This is a genomic window from Streptomyces profundus (assembly GCF_020740535.1).
Taxonomy (GTDB): domain Bacteria; phylum Actinomycetota; class Actinomycetes; order Streptomycetales; family Streptomycetaceae; genus Streptomyces; species Streptomyces profundus.
In genome coordinates this window covers 3,136,402-3,153,211 of record NZ_CP082362.1, presented here as the reverse complement: position 1 = coordinate 3,153,211, position 16,810 = coordinate 3,136,402, and the positions used below count along the sequence as shown (strand labels likewise).

14 protein-coding genes are annotated in these 16,810 nt (G+C 72.0%); 11 read left to right on the top strand and 3 right to left on the bottom strand.

The window, feature by feature from the left end; translation table 11 throughout:
• Positions 1–2: 2 nt before the first annotated feature.
• The 3 genes from K4G22_RS13685 to K4G22_RS13675 form a co-directional block, all read right to left on the bottom strand.
• Positions 3–773 carry a helix-turn-helix domain-containing protein gene (locus tag K4G22_RS13685; protein WP_228080508.1) on the bottom strand — a complete coding sequence of 257 codons (771 nt, stop codon included), beginning with the start codon at positions 771–773 and terminating at the stop codon, positions 3–5.
• A gap of 22 nt (positions 774–795) precedes the next feature.
• The gene (locus K4G22_RS13680) at positions 796–1,563 is read right to left on the bottom strand and encodes a helix-turn-helix domain-containing protein (RefSeq protein ID WP_228080507.1); all 768 of its coding nucleotides are present in this window, start codon (positions 1,561–1,563) and stop codon (positions 796–798) included.
• Between the two features lie 949 nt (positions 1,564–2,512).
• Positions 2,513–4,444 (bottom strand): ABC1 kinase family protein, encoded by a 1,932-nt coding sequence (locus K4G22_RS13675; protein ID WP_228080506.1) that lies wholly within the window; start codon positions 4,442–4,444, stop codon positions 2,513–2,515.
• Positions 4,445–4,818: 374 nt separating this feature from the next.
• Here K4G22_RS13675 and K4G22_RS13670 point away from each other — a divergent pair, with 374 nt between their 5' ends.
• From K4G22_RS13670 to K4G22_RS13620, 11 genes are all read left to right on the top strand, one after another.
• Positions 4,819–6,054: a beta-ketoacyl-[acyl-carrier-protein] synthase family protein gene (locus K4G22_RS13670; RefSeq protein ID WP_228080505.1), complete on the top strand. Its 1,236-nt coding sequence runs from the start codon at positions 4,819–4,821 to the stop codon at positions 6,052–6,054.
• On the top strand, positions 6,051–7,184 hold the full coding sequence (locus K4G22_RS13665) for a beta-ketoacyl synthase N-terminal-like domain-containing protein (RefSeq protein ID WP_228080504.1): 1,134 nt from the start codon (positions 6,051–6,053) through the stop codon (positions 7,182–7,184). Before K4G22_RS13670 ends, K4G22_RS13665 begins: the two co-directional genes overlap by 4 nt.
• Positions 7,185–7,217: 33 nt before the next feature.
• Positions 7,218–7,679 (top strand): 3-hydroxyacyl-ACP dehydratase FabZ family protein, encoded by a 462-nt coding sequence (locus tag K4G22_RS13660; RefSeq protein WP_228080503.1) that lies wholly within the window; start codon positions 7,218–7,220, stop codon positions 7,677–7,679.
• Entirely contained in the window at positions 7,676–9,403 is a 1,728-nt protein-coding gene (locus K4G22_RS13655) for a phytoene desaturase family protein (RefSeq protein ID WP_228080502.1), read from the top strand. Before K4G22_RS13660 ends, K4G22_RS13655 begins: the two co-directional genes overlap by 4 nt.
• Before the next feature lie 188 nt (positions 9,404–9,591).
• Positions 9,592–9,843 carry an acyl carrier protein gene (locus K4G22_RS13650; protein ID WP_228080501.1) on the top strand — a complete coding sequence of 84 codons (252 nt, stop codon included), beginning with the start codon at positions 9,592–9,594 and terminating at the stop codon, positions 9,841–9,843.
• A 36-nt stretch (positions 9,844–9,879) separates the two neighbouring features.
• The gene (locus K4G22_RS13645; RefSeq protein ID WP_228080500.1) at positions 9,880–11,145 is read left to right on the top strand and encodes a beta-ketoacyl-[acyl-carrier-protein] synthase family protein; all 1,266 of its coding nucleotides are present in this window, start codon (positions 9,880–9,882) and stop codon (positions 11,143–11,145) included.
• On the top strand, positions 11,142–12,320 hold the full coding sequence (locus tag K4G22_RS13640) for a beta-ketoacyl synthase N-terminal-like domain-containing protein (protein ID WP_228080499.1): 1,179 nt from the start codon (positions 11,142–11,144) through the stop codon (positions 12,318–12,320). The genes K4G22_RS13645 and K4G22_RS13640 overlap by 4 nt, the downstream gene beginning before the upstream one ends.
• 12 nt (positions 12,321–12,332) lie before the next feature.
• A complete protein-coding gene (locus K4G22_RS13635; RefSeq protein ID WP_228080498.1) occupies positions 12,333–13,313 on the top strand; it encodes a beta-ketoacyl synthase N-terminal-like domain-containing protein in 981 nt (326 codons plus the stop codon).
• A gap of 62 nt (positions 13,314–13,375) precedes the next feature.
• Positions 13,376–15,226, top strand: coding sequence for an alpha/beta fold hydrolase (locus tag K4G22_RS13630; RefSeq protein ID WP_228080497.1), 1,851 nt, complete (start codon positions 13,376–13,378; stop codon positions 15,224–15,226).
• A complete protein-coding gene (locus K4G22_RS13625) occupies positions 15,223–16,308 on the top strand; it encodes a beta-ketoacyl synthase N-terminal-like domain-containing protein (RefSeq protein ID WP_228080496.1) in 1,086 nt (361 codons plus the stop codon). The genes K4G22_RS13630 and K4G22_RS13625 overlap by 4 nt, the downstream gene beginning before the upstream one ends.
• Positions 16,305–16,799: a 3-hydroxyacyl-ACP dehydratase FabZ family protein gene (locus K4G22_RS13620; protein WP_228080495.1), complete on the top strand. Its 495-nt coding sequence runs from the start codon at positions 16,305–16,307 to the stop codon at positions 16,797–16,799. The genes K4G22_RS13625 and K4G22_RS13620 overlap by 4 nt, the downstream gene beginning before the upstream one ends.
• The last annotated feature ends 11 nt before the right edge of the window (positions 16,800–16,810 follow it).

Here is a 16,810-nt window from a genome sequence, read left to right as displayed (position 1 = left end):
GCCTACGGCGAGGTGGGGGGCAGGAGTTGGAGTTCCGCGGCGCGGACGCCCGCCTGGAAGCGGGAGGTCGCGCCCAACATGGACATGATCTCCGCGACCTGGCGGCGGTAGGTCCGCACCGAGATGCTGAGCTCCCTGGCGGCCACCTCGTCGGTGACCCCCGCCTGGAGCGCCCCCAGGATGCGCCGGGCGAGCAGCGCCCTGTCCCGGTCCCCGAAGATCATGCGTTCCCCGGGGGAGGCCGCGTTGCGCCAGGCGTTGTCCACGAACGACCGGACGCTGTCCACCAGTTCGGGCACCTGGAGGACCGAGGCGCGGTGCCCGGCGGCGGACTCGGTGACCACCAGGGCGGCCCGCCCGTCCGCCAACAGCGCCTGCATCGGAGGCATCCGCGCCACCCGGACGGACACCTGCGACTCCTCGTCGGCCCCGGCCCACCCGTCCACCGGCAGTTCGGGGAGGAGCGCGGGCACCGAGAGGAACCGCAGGTGGACAGGGGTCGGACGGCTCAGCATCAGCTGCCGCTCCGCCCGCCTGATGTCCGGGGTCCTGGCGTAGAAACAGCCGGTGTAGACGATGCTGACGTGTGTGGTCGTCGCCCGCATCAGGGTGAGCGCCGCTTCCAGCACGGCGCCGTACCCACCGTCGATGACCTCGATCAGCTCCCCCTGCGACCGGCGGTCCCGATGCATGGCGACCGTCGAGTCGATGAGCGTCTGGACTTCGAGCAGGGCACGCTCCAGCTCGTCCTGGTGCTGTTGCGGCTGGTCCAAGGTACGACTCCCGTCTCAAGGATCACTGGAGCGAAGCGACGCTCTTTCCCGTCGGGGTCTCCTCTCGTGGCTGGTCGACGGCCGGCAGACCGGAGAGCAGGCCGAGTTGGGCGGCGCGGACCCCGGCCTGGAACCGCGAGCTGGCGTCCACCTCCCGCATGATCTCGGCGACATGGCGGCGGTAGGTGCGCAGCGAGACGTTGATCTCCCGGGCGGCGACCTCGTCCGTGTAGCCGAAGCGGAGCTGTTGCAGGATCTGCCGCTTCAACTCGCTCTGTAGCCAGGGCCCGAGCCGCAGGTGGTCGGCGAGCTTGTGACCACGGGTCCAGGCGCTGGCGAAGAGCAACTCGACGGTGCGGACCGCCGCCGGGTCGGTGATGGTGGTGACGCGACGGTAGGGAGCGCGCTGGTCGGCCCAGACCAGCGCGGTGGAACCGTCGACGACCAGCACCTCGCGCAGGTCGCTGTTGGAGACCCTGGCCTCGGCGTGCTCCGGGATGTGCTGGAGCCTGGCCGAGGTGACCCGACTCGCCTCCGTGGTGTACAGCACCCGGACCGTCACCTCGGACGGCAGGCTGTTGAGCGTGGCCAGCACCGCGTCCGTGAACTCGCTCACCCCGTTGAGCGCGACCACGACGGAGTGCTGGGCCCTCGGCAGGTGCTCGCCCAGCAGCTCGCCGAGGCGGGCGGCGGCCATCCGCACCACCGCCGACGGCGTGCGGATCTGCCGGCGGTTCACCGAGACGGTGGTCCTGATCAGCGCGCGTGCTTGAAGCAGAGCCTGTTCCACGTGCGCTTCTGTGTCTGGCGTGGTGGACTCCAAACCAACGCCAACGCGTAATGGTCTGGTCATTACCATTTTGTTCATCTCCCCGTACTCCCCCATGGTGTCTGGCTCTGTCGTGGAGCCCAGTCGCCATTGACCGACGGCTACTCGGTCGGGCTCCCCACAGGGCCATTAGTTCAATATAGAACTAGGCCGTTACCCGGCCTGACAATGCACGGTCAGGGCGCCATGGCCCCGGCGCGCTACGGACGAGTATCAACTCGGCCAGATCGCGCGTAGCTGAGTAAACATGACGGCCCCCGCCAAGGCCACTGACGCAAAGCTCTTTCCGGCGCGATGGCAGCAAGTTGCAAGTGTTTCGTGAAAAGGAACCGTGCCGCGGGGCTTCACGACTACGCAGCGCTGCCGAGGAGTTGCCGTCGGTCGCCGCAGGCGCCCTCAGTGGTTACTCTTTGTCGCTACCGTAACACTCAGGCGATTCTTGTTGTGTGGGAGGTGGGGGTGTGCTATCCCCGCTCCTCCGGTGGGCGTCGCGACGGGCAGCCGCCGGGGCCGGCGCCATCCGGCGGCCCGGCCGGAATAGGGCCGCGCGGGGTGGCGCATTTCACAGGCCGGTCCTGATGCCGCATTGGACGGGCGGAATTGCGCGGTGGAGAACTCGGGGTGACGCGACATCGGAACCCCGGGGCAGGCGCGCCATCGGCGTCCGTTGAACGCCGTTCCGGCGGGCGTCAGGACGACTTCTCATCCACGTGAACCACTTCGACGGCGGTGGGCTGCCCCAATACGGAACGGAGTCTCCGGAGACGGGCGTGCGGGACGAACCCGGCCGAACGCGCTCACGCGTCGGAGGACCGGAGGGTTTTCCGCGAATTCCCGTGTGGGGATCAGCGGAAAGAGCGGGAAACGTAAAGCGATCGACCTGGCCCGAGCTTTCCGACGGCCGGCCGGATCATTCCTTGTGCCGGGAGATCACGGACAGCGCCCGCACCAGCAACACGGCGGCCAGCACCAGCAGGTGGTAGCCCACCAGCTCGAAGAGGTCGATCCGCTGGGTCAACCGGGGGCCGTCGTCGATGGTCAGCATCACGGCGCCGGTCAGCCCGCTGGCCGAGCTGACGACCACCAGCAGCGCCTCGTGCATCAGGGACCGCAGATACCGCCGGTCCCTGGCGTCGGCGAACGGCCGGACGCTGACCGTCAGTTGGCCGCGCTCCATGGCCTGGGTCACCCGGTCGAGGCGGCGGGGCAGCCGGCGCAGCATGGTCAGCGCCGAGTAGAACTCGCCCTGCAACGTCTCCTGGACGGACCGCTGCGAGGGGCCGGCGCCCAGCGTGTTCTCCGTGGAGAGGTCCCTGGCCTCCGCCATCAGGTCGAAGCCGGGCGCGATCCGGGTCAGGGTGCCCTCCAGGGTGGCCAGCGACCGGAAGACGGCGGCGATCTCCGCCGGCACCCGCAGACCGTGGTCCGTGACGATCCGGAACAGGTTGACGAAGGCCTGGACGCTGGGCGGCGTACGGGAGTTGAAGTGCCGGGCCAGAAACCGGCCCAGGTCACGCTCAAGGCGCTGGGTGTCCACCTCCTCTGGGCGGGTCAGCACGTCGAGCAGGGCGTCGCTCATCGCGGCGGCCTGACCGCTCTGGAGCGCCACCAGGAACGCCTTCAGCGCCGACCGGGACTGGGCGTCGATCCGCCCGACCGAGCCGAAGTCGATCAGCGCCAGGTCGCCGTCCGCCAGCAACAGGATGTTGCCCGGGTGCGGATCGGCGTGGAAGACCCCGTCCACCAGGATCTGCCGCATCAGCTCCCCCAGCAGCTCCCTGGCCAACTCGGCGCGGTCCCGGGGCAGTTCGTCGAGCCTGGCGAAGGCGGTGCTGATCGGGTCGCCCGGCAGGTGGTCGAGCACCAGCACCCGTTCGCTGGACAGCTCCCGGTGCCGTCCTGGCAGCCGCACCCGCGGCGGCCCCGAGTGGCGCTCCCGCAGATCGGCCACATCGTCCAGGTTCTGCGCCTCGATGCGGAAGTCCAGCTCCTCCTGGACCGATCTGGCGAAGTTGTCCGCCAGCTCGACCAGGCCCAGGGAGACCGCCCAGCCCGTCCTCCGCTCCAACTGCCGCGCCAGCCGGCAGATCACGTCCAGATCGCGCTCCACCCCCGCCCTGATGCCGGGCCGGCGGATCTTGACCACCACCTCGGTGCCGTCCACCAGCCTGGCCCGGTGCACCTGGGCTATCGAGGCGGCGGCCAGCGGATCCTCGTCGAAGGAGGCGAACACCTCCCGCGCCGGCCGGCCGTACTCGCGCACCAACTCGGACCTGATGTCGGGCAGCGGCTCCGGCGGCACCTGGTACTGGAGCACGCTCAACTCCCGTACCAGCGCCGGCGGCAGCAGGTCGTCGCGGGTGGCGAGCACCTGGCCGAGCTTGACGAAGGTGCCGCCCGCCTCCTCAAGGGCCCGCCGCAGCGGCACGGCGAGGCCGGTGGAGCGCGCCTCCCTGCCCCGCAGGTAGGGGCGCAGCCCGTGCCGGACCACGATGGAGCTGATCCCCGAGTAGCGCCTGGCCCTGGCCGCCGACGAGCGCAGCGCCGCCCACCAGGCGTTCGGCCAGCCCAACGACCCGCTGGGCGCGACGACTTCGAGGCCGGCGAGAAAGGCCATCGCCACCACGAGCGTGGTGCCCAGCTGCACCCCGAGGAGCAGTCCGCTCTGCTCCTCCTTCTGCACCTCGCTCAGGATCATCACCACGGTGCTGCCGACCGCGCCGGTCAGCAGCGACCGGACGATGCCGATCCGCAGCCCCAACAGCCGTCGGCTGGCCACGGCGAAGGCGACGGTGAAGAGGATCAGTCCGGTGATCAGTCCTGGCAGGCTGGCGGCAGACATGAGGCGGGACCTGCGCTTCCGTAGTCCTGGCTGGGCGCTCGTTCGCTCGCGGCCCCCGTCGGGAGTGCGACGCGCCGTCACGGCCGTCGGTCGCGGGGGAGCGCCGCGTGCCGCCGCGGCCGGGTGGCCCAGAGTAATCAGGCTCTCTCGGCGAGCGGGGTCGCCGTGGCAGCAAGCTGCCCGAGCGCGCGAGAGCCTCCCCATCCCCGCTGGCAGGTCCCTGCATGGCATAGCGGGTCAGGGCCAAGTCGAACATAGCCTCGGTCGGGTGCCGCGCACGCCGTTGTGCTTGGCGGTCGCGGTGGGTGCCGTCCGAGACGCGTGGGGCGAGCGCTGTCCGAAACGAATGGACGACGAGTTATGGGGGTGATCTCGTGCCGGATGCCACAGCGGAACAGGGGCGGCAGCGGGTCGTGCTGACCGGCCTCGGTGCGGTGTCCTGCATCGGGGTCGGTGCCGAGGAGCTGCTCCAGGGGCTCTCCCAGGGACGCAGCGGGGCCCGGCCGATCACGGCCTTCGACACCGCCGGCTTCGACCACGCGGTGGGCTGCGAGGTGACCGACTTCGACGCGGGGAAGCATCTGCGCACCCTCGACCCGGCGAGCCTGGGCCGCGCCGCGCGCTTCTCCGTGGCCGCCGCGCGGATGGCGGTCGCCGACGCCGGCCTGACGGACGCCGAACTCGCCGCGCTCCCTGGTCTTGTCTCCGTGGGCACCACCGACGGCGAGTCCCGCGATCTGGACCGGCTGGTGGAGCAGGGCCTCGCGGGCGGGCCCGAGGCGATGGACCCGGAGGTCGCCGCGCGGGCGTCGGTGGCCAGCATCTCGGCCGCCATCGCCAGGGAGTTCGGGTTGGCCGATGTGGAGGCGGTGACGGTGCCGACCGCGTGTGCGGCCGGCAACTACGCGATCGGCAACGGTTTCGACGCGATCCGGGCGGGTGAGGTGGACTTCGCGCTGTGCGGTGGCGCGGACGCGATGTGCCGCAAGACCTTCACCGGGTTCTACCGGTTGGGGACGATCGCGCCGGAGGTGTGCGCGCCGTTCGACGTGGATCGCAGCGGGATCCTGACGGGTGAGGGTGCCGGGATCCTGGTGTTGGAGAGCCTGGAGTCGGCGTTGCGTCGGGGGGCTCGGATCTATGCCGAGGTGTTGGGTTACGGGTTGAACTGTGACGCGCACCATCCGGTGGCGCCGCATCAGGAGAGTGTCGCGGACTGTATGCGGTTGGCGTTGGAGGACGCGGGGGTCAAGCCGTCGGAGGTGGACTTCATCTCGGCGCATGGCACGGGGACTCGGGCCAACGACGTGACGGAGGCGCGGGCGATCCGGGACGTGTACGGGGAGAGTCCGCCGCGGACGGTGTCGGTGAAGTCGATGCTGGGGCACACGATGGGTGCGGCCAGCGCGTTGGCGGCGATCGGCTGTGTGCTGGCGATCACCCGTGGGTTCATCCCGCCCACCATCAACCACCGCACCACCGACCCCGAGGTCGCCCTCGACTGTGTGCCCAACGAAGCCGTGCGCGCCGATCTGCGGATCGTGCAGAACAACGGCCTGGCCTTCGGCGGTAACAACTCCGTCGTGATCTTTGGCAGGTATGACGCGTGAACCAGCGAACTCGCCGGCCGGCGCCGGTCATCACGTCCTGGGAGACGATCTCCCCCTTCGGTGTGGGCCGGGCGGCGTTCCGCGACGGCATCCTCGCCGGCGCGGCCCCTGAGCCGGTGCCGCCGGCGGGCGATCAGGTGCCGGGGATCAGCACCCGCCCGGTGCCCGACTTCGACGTCCGCGCCGTGCTGGGCAAGAAGGGGACCCGTTCGATGAACCGGGTCACCGGCCTGACGGTCGCCACCATCAGGGAGCTGCTGGCCGGCGAACCCGAGGCGGAGGAGTCGGGGCAGCGGCGCGGCACGGCCCTGGTGCTCGGCACCACGACGGGCAGCGCGCAGTCCATGATGGACTTCACCCACACCTCGTTGACGGGGAAACGGCCCTACCACGTGGACCCGGCCGTCTTCCCGAACACGGTGATGAACCACTCCGCCGGCAGCGCCGCGATCTGGTACGGCCTGACCGGGCCCAATGTCACGGTCGCCGGCGGCCGGGCCGCCGGCGTGCTGGCCTTCAACTACGTCCGCCGGCTCCAGGTGAGCGGCCGGGCGCGGACCGTGCTGTGCGGGGCGGCCGAGGAGTACTCGACGGCCCGCGCCTGGCTGCGCCGGCACAGCGGGACCGCCGACGGCGCGGCGGCGGACGAGCCGACCGTGCTCGGCGAGGGCTGCGCCATGCTCCGCGTCGAGGCCGAGGCCGAGCGGGGCCTGGCGGATGTGCTCGCGGTGCGCTCCGGGGTCTTCGCCGCCCCCGAGGAGGCGGGCCGGGTGCTGGTCGCGAGCGTGCGCCGCGCGTTGGCCGACGCCGAGGTGGCCCCTGGGGACCTGTGGGCGGTGGCCGCCGACGGGCCGCTGGACGCCGGCGGCGGCGCGGCCGGCGCCGCGCTGGACGAGCTGCTGCGCGAGACGGGTGCCCGGCGGATCTCCTGCGTGGACCGGATCGGCGACACCGCGTCGGCGGCCGGCATGTTCCAGGTCGTCTCGCTGCTGGTCCACGCCGAGTCCGAGCCGAGCGACCGGCCCAGGATCGGCCTGGTGACCTCGGTCGACAGGGACGGCGTCGCCGGCTGCGCGGTGCTGTCCGTCCGGCCCACCGGCGGCCAGGCACCCACATCCCGCCCGGCGTAGGCCGCGGACCCCATCACACGGAGGACATCCCTCATGCCGTCCCCAGCAACCCCGCGCGCGCTCGCCGGCGAGATCCGCCTGGTCGGGTCCGAGGCCGCCGCCGGGTCGGCGCCGCAGGCCGAGGCGCGGATCGACATCGCCGCCGACGAGGCGGTCTTCGCCGGCCACTACCCCGGTTTCCCGATCCTGCCCGGGGTCTGCCTGATCGAGTGCGCCCACCGGGCTGCGCTCGCGGCCTTCCCCGAACCACGGCCGGCCGAAGGCGAGTTGGTGCGCCTCGACGCCGTGGAGTCGGCCCGCTTCCTCGATCCGGTCTACCCGGGGGAGCCGGTGACCGTCGAACTCGCCTGGAAGTCCGTGGACTCCGGCTGGCAGTGCCGCGCCGTGGTCAAGAACCCGCGGGGCGTGAGCGCCCGCGTCCGGCTGCGCTTCCCCCGGCCCGGCACCGCCGGGTCGGCGGCGACGCCCGCGCTGGCCCGGGTGGGTGGCGCGTGACCCGGCGGGCGGGGGCCGCGACCGGACTGGCGCGGGAGTGGGACGCGATCGTGGTGGGCGCGGGGCTCGCCGGGCTCACCTCGGCCGCCTATCTGGCGGCGGCCGGGCGCCGGGTGCTGGTGCTGGAGCAGCACGACATCGCCGGCGGCAACAGCCATGTCTTCCGGCGCCGGCGCCGCTACGAGTTCGACGTGGGCGTGCACTACGTCGGCGACTGCGGGGCGGACGGCACGGTGCCGGCGATCCTCGCCGGCCTCGGCGCCCGGGACCGGGTGGAGTTCCGGGAGATGGACCCGGACTGCTTCGACCGGGTGGTGCTGCCCGGCCTGACCCTCGACGTGCCGGCGAGCTGGCCGGAGTACCGGGCCAGGCTGGCCAAGGCGATGCCCGAGGAGACCACGGGGCTGGACACGTTCACCGGGATCGTCCAGGCGCTCGGGGCCGAACAGCGCGCCGCGCTGCTGGCCGGGGGCGAGCCGACGTTGACCGAGATGCTGGCGATGACGCCGACCGTGCGGGAGTGGGGGCGCAGGCCGCTGGCCGCGCTCTTCGACCACTGCGGCCTCTCCGCCAGGGCGCGCACCGTGCTGGCCGCGCAGTCGCCCAACTACGGGCTCAGTCCCCAGGATGCCACCGTCGGCATGCACGCCACCGTGATCGACCACTACATCCGTGGCGCCTACTTCCCCGTGGGCGGCGGCCAGGTGCTGGCGGCCACCCTGGTCGAGGCACTGGAGGCCAACGGCGGCGCGCTGGTGACGCGTTGCCTGGTGGACCGGCTGCTGGTGCGGGACCGCACGGTGGGCGGGGTGGCGCTGGCCGACGGGACGGAGTTCCACGCCCCGCTGGTGATCTCCAACGCCGACTACCGGCGCACCATGCTGGAGCTGGTCGGCGAGGAGCATCTGGCGCGTCCCGTGGTCCGCAAGACCCGCGAGGCGCGGATGACGCTGCCGTTCGCCACGGTCTATGTGGCCCTGGACCGGGAGATCGCGCGGCTGGGCGGGCCCTACAGCGCCGAGGCGGGCGAGGCCAACATCTGGTGGTACGACACCGAGGACATCGACGACTACTACCGGGAGTTGGCCACCGGGCGGCTCCCCGACGAGGTGCGGTTCCTCTTTGCCTCCTTCAGCTCGCTCAAGGACCCGGGATCGCGGCACATGTGCCCGCCAGGGCACAGCAACTTCCAGCTGATGACGGTCTGTCCGCCCGAGTACGAGCCCTGGGGGGTCTCGGGCGGCCCGGCGGACGGGGTGCGTTACCGCAGGCAGGAGGCGTACCGCGCGGCCAAGGAGGAGTTCACCGAGCGGGTGCTGGTCGCCGCCGAGCGACTGCTCGGCCCGTTCCGGGACCATGTGGTCCATCTGGAGACGGCGACCCCGCTCACCCAGGAGCGCTACACCCGTTCCACGGGCGGCACCCCCTATGGGATCGCGAGTTGGGGCGGCCACGGCACCCGCCCGGATCTGGGCACCGGGATCGCCGGGCTGTACGCGGTGGGGCAGAGCTCCCGCTACGGCAGCGGGATCACCGGCGTGATGGTCGGCGGGATGGCCTGCGCCGGCGCGGTGCTGGGCCGGCGGCTGATGAGCGAGGTGCACGCCGGCGCCGTGATCGGCGATCCCGACCGGCTGCCGGAACGGGCCGCCGACTGGGATCCGCTGGTGGTCTCCCGCGGTGTGGCCCGCCGTTCGGCGCGCGGCCTCGCCCGGATGGAATAGCGCAACCGAGGGTTCGCGTACGGGAATTGACTCGATGCTGCCGAATCCATGGCATCTTCCTGCCTGATACCCGAAATTACTCGCCCTCAGGATGTTTACCGGGCAGCATGGCAGCACTGTGCCCAGTTGTCTGCGGGCCGGTGCATACACACCCATTGAAGTTCTTGCGGAAGTAGCGGAGGCATCCAGTGACTGCACCAGTTGACGAGCGGTTCGGGAAGATCAAGGAGATCGTCTGCGAGATCCTCGAACTGGAGGAGGACGAGGTCACCGCCGAGGGGCTGTTCGAGGAGTACGGCGCCGACTCGCTGCGGGCGATCGAGATCCTCGCCTCCCTTGAGCGGGAGTTCAACGTGGTGATCGACCAGTCCGAGCTGGCGGAGATGGTCAACCTGAACGCCGTGGTCAAGGTCGTCGAGGTGGCGATCGAGAAGAAGTAGCCCTCCCTCACTGTCGATTCGGAAAGAGGTGGGTTGATGGAATCCCGGCCGTCCGATTCCTTGCCCAAGGCCCCGGCCGCGCAACGCGTGGTGATCACCGGGCTCGGGATCATATCGAGTATCGGTATCGGTGTTGATGAATTCTCATCCGGTCTGCGCGCCGGATTGAGTGGTGCCAAGCCCATCACCGCATTTGACACCGAAGGATTCGCGCACGCAAAGGGTTGCGAGATAACGGACTTCGATCCGAAGCCGTTGATCCGCCATCTCCCGCCCGACTCCCTCGGCAGGGCGAGCCAGTTCTCCGTGGCCGCCGCCCGGATGGCCGTCGAGGACGCGGGGCTCGACCCCGCGACGCTGCGCGCCCAGCGCGGTCTCGTCTCCGTGGGCACCACCGACGGCGAGTCCTACGACCTGGAGCGCCTGGTGGGCGCCGAGCTGGCGGAAGGACCGGCGAGCATGGAGCCCGCCGTGGCGGCCCGGCTGCGGGCCAGCCGGGTCTCCGTCTCGGTGGCCAGGGAGTTCGAGTTGGCCGATGTGGAGGCGGTGACGGTGCCGACCGCGTGTGCGGCCGGCAACTACGCGATCGGCAACGGTTTCGACGCGATCCGGGCGGGTGAGGTGGACTTCGCGCTGTGCGGTGGCGCGGACGCGATGTGCCGCAAGACCTTCACCGCCTTCTACCGGTTGGGGACGATCGCGCCGGAGGTGTGCGCGCCGTTCGACGTGGATCGCAGCGGGATCCTGACGGGTGAGGGTGCCGGGATCCTGGTGTTGGAGAGCCTGGAGTCGGCGTTGCGTCGGGGGGCTCGGATCTATGCCGAGGTGTTGGGTTACGGGTTGAACTGTGACGCGCACCATCCGGTGGCGCCGCATCAGGAGAGTGTCGCGGACTGTATGCGGTTGGCGTTGGAGGACGCGGGGGTCAAGCCGTCGGAGGTGGACTTCATCTCGGCGCATGGCACGGGGACTCGGGCCAACGACGTGACGGAGGCGCGGGCGATCCGGGACGTGTACGGGGAGAGTCCGCCGCGGACGGTGTCGGTGAAGTCGATGCTGGGGCACACGATGGGCGCGGCCAGCGCGTTGGCGGCGATCGGCTGTGTGCTGGCGATCACCCGCGGGTTCATCCCGCCCACCATCAACCACCGCACCACCGACCCCGACTGCGGGATCGACTGCGTCCCCAACGAGGCGGTCGAGGCCACCCCGCGCATCGTGCAGAACAACGGCCTCGCCTTCGGCGGCAACAACGCCGTGGTGATGCTCAGCCGCTACGAGGACGCGGGGGTGGCCCGATGACGAAATCCTGGCCGATCGTCGGCGCCGGCGCGCTGTCCAGCGTCGGCGACACCGCCGACGAGATGTTCGAGAGTCTGTGCGCGGGCCGCAGCGGGCGCGCCCCGCTGCGCGGCTTCACCGCCGAGTGGTACACCGCCGGCCACCTCTTCGAACGGGACGACCGCGAGCAGGGCGCCGACCGGCCGCTGCGGGCGACCGAGTTCCTCGTCGAGGCGATCGCCCAGGCGCTGCGCGACGCCGGTCTCCCCGAGGATCTGCGCGACGTACCCGTGCTCGTCGGCACCGGGCTGCGGGAGCTGCGCTCCGTCGAGCTGTGGCACCGCGACCAGGCCCCGCTCACCGCCGGCGACCTGCACTTCGGCACCGCGCTGCGGGAGCGGTTCGGCGCCACCGACACCCACACCGTCGCCAACGCCTGCTCCGCCTCCCTCTACGCGCTGTCGATGGCCACCGACCTGCTGGCGGCCGGCGCCGCCGACACGGTGGTGGTGGCCGGCACCGACTCCATCACGGAGAGCATGTTCGGGATCGCCGACCGGGTGCAGTCCGTACCGCCCGACACCATCCGCCCGTTCGACGCCGAGCGGGCCGGCTCCATCCTCGGCGAGGGCGCGGCGGCCGTGGTGCTGCGGCGTGAACCCGCCCCGGACGACCGGGTCCTGGGCTGGGTGCGGGGCGTCGGCATCAACTGCGACGCGGGGCACCCCACGGCGCCGAGCCTGGAACGGATCTCCGACGCCATGAACGAGGCGCACCGCCGGGCCGGCACCGAACCGGACGACATGGACCTGGTGATGCTGCACGGCACCGGCACCCATGCCAACGACCTCACCGAGGCCCAGGCCATGCGCGCCGTCTTCGGCCCGGCCGTCAAGGTGCCGCTGATGACCGGCCTCAAGTCGCTGACCGGCCACACCTCCGGCACCTCGGGGCTGCACAGCCTGATCGTCGCCCTGCGCTCCATGGCCACCTCCCAGGTCGTGCCGATCGCCACGCTGCGCAACCCGATCGACGAGGTCGGGGAGTTCCGCATGGTGCGCGGCGAGGCGCCGGTCTCCGAACCGGTCGCGCTGGCCCAGATCAACGCGTTCGGGTTCGGCGGGGTCAACGCGGTCGCCGTCGTGGAGTCCCCGGCGACCAACGCCGAACGGCGCGAACGCGCGCTGCGAGCCTGAGGAGGCGGCACTATGAGCGACGAGACCCCGAGCGGCGGCGCCACGGTGGTCACAGGGGTCGGGCTGGCGCTCCCAGGGGCCCTGGTGCCCGCGGGTCTCGCGGCGGCCGACGACACCGGGCCCACGGACGGCGCCACGCCGGTCGACCCGGCCGCCAGGATCGGCAAGAAGGGGCTGCGCTACAAGGACAGGGCCACCCAACTCGCCCTGGTCGCCGCCCATGACGCGCTGCGGGCCGCAGGGCTTGCCGAGGGCGAGGGCCGGGCCGCCGCGCTGACCGCCGAACCCACCTCGGTGGGGGTGGTGGCCAGCTCCAACTACGGCAACCTGGACTCCGTCTGCGATGTGGTGACGACCGTCGCCGAGGCGGGGAGCACCCGGCTGGTCAGCCCGATCACGGTGCCGAACCTGTCGAGCAACGTCATCGCCTCCGAGGTGGCCATCCGGTTCACCCTGCGCGGCCCCAACCTGACGGTCTGCAACGGGCCGACCTCGGGGCTCGACGCCATCCGCTGGGCGCTGACCTGGCTGGCCGGCGGCCGGGCCCAGCGGGTGCTGGTGCTCGGGGCCGAGCCCGACAACCCGGTGGTCCGTGAACTGCTCGCGGGCCGCCCCGGGTTGGACGGCGCCGTGGCGCTGGTGCTGGAGACCGCGGCCTCGGCCGCCGAACGCGGCGCGCCGCCGCTCGCCGTCGTCGACCGCTACGCCCGCACCGGGGACGTGGCCGGCGTGGTCGCCGCGCTGCGCCTGGAAGCGGACGAACTGGCCGGCTGGTACCCGCCGGAGAGCGAGCTCGACGGCGACCCGCTGCCCGGTGTGGCCAGGCTCGACGCGCCCCCGGGGCCCGCCTCGTCCGGCGCGCTCGGCGTGCTCTGGTGCGCGGCGGCCACCGGCCGGCTGCGCGAGAACCCCGACGGCGCGGTGCTGGCGCTGGCCGGCGGCGGCGCCGGCGAGGACGCGGCCGGCGTCCTGATGCGGTCGGCGGCACCGTGACGGGCGCCGCGAGCAGCACCCTCAGTGGCCCCAGGAGCGAACCGGGGAGTTCGCTCCCGCCCGTGGCGGTGCGCCCGGCCGACCGCCCGGTGCTCCTCGACCACGAGCCGGGTGCCGGCCCGCGGTATCTGCTGCTGCACGGCGTGGCCAACAGCGGCCGGGTCTGGGACCGGCTCGGCCCCGCGCTGCCGGCGGACGCCGCCCGCACCGTGGCCGAACTGCCCTGGCGCGGTGGCGGCGGCGCCGCCTGGAGCCACGAGGGCGGGGCCACCCGCTGGGTGCGCGAGGCCATCGAGCGGACCTCGCGTGACACGGGGCGTGTCGACGTGGTCGTCGCCCACTCGTTCTCCGCGCTGCTGCTGACCGAACTCCTCTCCGAGGAGCCGGAGTTGATCGAACGCCACGGGCTGAGCGCCGTGGTCCTGGCGGGCCCCTTCTACCGCGCCTCCGCCGACCAGTTCGACTGGGGCACGGTCAGCGGCATGGCGGACACCTTCCGGCAGGCCATGGCGGAGGGCATCCGCGTCATCGCGGACGGCCGGGGCAACCCGGAGCTGCACGGCGCCATGGCGGAGCGGGTGTGCGAGGAGATCGGCCCCTACGGCTGGACCCGGTTCCTGGAGCACTATCTGCGCACCCCGTGGCTGCGCACCGAACGGGTGCGGCTGCCGGTGCTCGTCGTCTCCGGGGAGTGGGACACCGCGGCCCCGCCGGACGAGGGCCGGGCGTTGAGCCGGGCGCTGCCGCAGGGCCGTTTCCTGCCGGTCGAGGGCTGCGGCCACTTCCCCATGATCGAACAGGCTTCGCGGTTCGCCGCCGGAATCCGCGCGTTCCTGGAAACGCCCACCGGCGTGCGCCCGGCGGGCACCACGAGCTACCCCGAAGGCAATGAGAGAGGCTGCCCGATGACTGGCACCGCAGTGAAGAGGCTGCTCACCGAGACGACGACGGTCACCCACGAGCCCGGCTACGAGGGTGCCAACATCGGCACCGGCATCGGCTTCAAGCACGTCAACTACCTGGTCGAGAAGGCCGTCCTTGACCACTTCAGGCGCTGCGGCCTGCCGGTCGGGGCGCTCTACCAGGAGCAGGGCGTCGGCTTCGACCTGGTGCACATCAAGAGCCGCCTCGCCGCCGCCCTGTTCGTGGACGACACGGTGTCCATCGAGGTCAGGCCGGCCACCAAGGACGGCGCCTCCGAGCTCACCTTCAAGGTCGACATCACCGCCGAGCGGGACGGGCAGCCGAAGAAGGCCGTGACCGCGACGGCGAGGGCGGTGCTGCGCCGGGACGCGAGCGAGGTCAGGTTCACCCGCTGGCTGCCGCTGCCCGAGGGGCTTGAGCCGTTTGTCACCGACCGGATCGGCGGCGCCGAGCCAGGCGCCCCCGTGCCCGCGCCGACCGGGCCCGCGCTGGTCTCCGGCGGATCGACCGACACCGGGGACCCGGTGCTCGACCAGCTGACCGAGGGCGCCAACGCCTACGCCTGGAAGTTCCGCGTCCCCTACACCTATGTGCACTTCTTCGAGCGGATGCAGATGTCCGCCTATCTGCGGGTGATGGAGGAGGCCAAGCACCGGTTCGTCGACGCGCGCGGCATCTCCATCCGCACCCTGCTCGACGAGCACAACTGGATTCCGGTGGTGACCCACTCCAGCCTCACCCTGCTGGACGAGGCCCTCATCGAGGAGGACATGTATGTCGTCTTCACCGTGGAGAACATCTTCAAGCAGCTGATGTACACCTCCCGGGTGGACTGCTACGTGGCCAGGGACGGCCATCTGGTGCGGACCGCCACCGGCGACATCACCCACGGCTACGGCCAGTTGACCAACGGCAACGAGGGCGGCCTGGTCACCTGGGACGAGCGGGTCGCCGCCGCGCTCCGCGGCGAGCGGGAGGGCGACAGATGAGTCGCCTCGTCATCTCGGACTGGTCGGCGATCTCGCCGTTCGGCGTCGAACGCGACGCGTTCACCGCCGGGATCACCGCCGGCGCCGTCGCAGGGACGGTGCGCCCCGACCGCCTCGAAGCGCTGCCCGGCGACGGACTCGCCCACGAGGTGCCGGACTTCGACATCCGCCAGGTGCTGGGCAGCAAGGGCACCCGCTCCATGGACCGGCTCAGCGCGCTGTCGGTGGCCGGCGTCCGCCAGCTGCTGGACGCCGTGCCAGGACGCCGGGTCAGCGCCACGGGCCGCCGCACGGCGCTGGTGCTCGGCACCACATCGGGCAGCGTGCAGACGATGGTCAACCTGACCAGGGACACCCTCGTCCAGCAGCGTCCCTTCTACGTCCAGGCGGCGCAGATCCCGAGCGGCATCATGAACAGCGCCGCCGCCCAGTGCGCCATCTGGCACGGCATCACCGGGCCCAACGCCACCGTCGGCGGTGGCCGCGCCGCCGGGCTCTTCGCGCTCCGCTACGCCCTGCGGCTGCACGCCGCCGGGCGCGCCGACACCGTGCTGTGCGGCGCGGCCGAGGAGCTCACCCACGCCCGCGCCTGGGTCGAGCACCAGGGCCGGCCGGCCGGCGAGCCGAGCGGCCCGCTCGGCGAGGGCTGCGCCGTGCTGCTGCTTGAGCGGACCGAGGAGGTGGACGGCGGGCTCTGCGAGGTGCTCGCCGTCGAGACCGGCATCCACGGCGGCACCGATGTCGAGCCGGCGCTCACCGAGTGCCTGACCAGGACCTTCGACCGCGCGGGCGTCGACCCCGGCACCGTCTGGGCGGTCTCGACCCAGGCCGGTGCTGGTCCGCTCGGCGTCGCCGAACGGAACGCGGTGGACGCCCTGTTGAAGGACGAGCGCACCCGGCGGGTGCCGACGAACCAGCCGTGGGGCGAGGCGGGCGCGGTGACCGTGCCCTTCCAACTCGCCTCGGTGCTGGTCGAGGCCGGCCGCGATCCGGCCGCCGCCGGCGGGACCGCCTTGGTCGTCGCCGTGGACCAGGACGGCGTGCTCGGCTGCGCGCTGCTGCGGATGGGAACCAGCGGGTGACCGCCGCGCGGACACCGATCGAGCGGGAGATCCACCGGCTGCTGCCGCACCGCTACCCGATGCTGCTGGTGGACCGGATCCTGGAGCTCGTGCCGGGCGAGCACATCGTCGCGGTCAAGGCGGTGTCGCTCAACGAGCCGTGGTACGCCCACATCTCGGACGCGCCCGAGGGCCGTGACCTGGGCTACCCGCCCGCGCTGCTGCTGGAGTCGTGGGGGCAGGCCGCCGGGCTGCTCGCCGGCGCCGGGCCGACGGGCGGGATGGCCGGCGAGGACTCCGTGATGCTCTTCGGCGGCGCCTCGGCCGTGGAGTACGCGCGGCCGGTGTGGCCGGGCGAACTCGTCACCCACCACGTCCGGTTGGGCCGGGTGTTCGACGAGGCGCTGATGGTCGAGGGCGAGGCGCGCTGCGGTGACGAGGTGGTGATGACCGTCGGTCAGGGACTGATGGCCTTCCGCCCGGCCGCGGTGCTGCGGCCGACAAGCGACTGAAACGAGGGAAA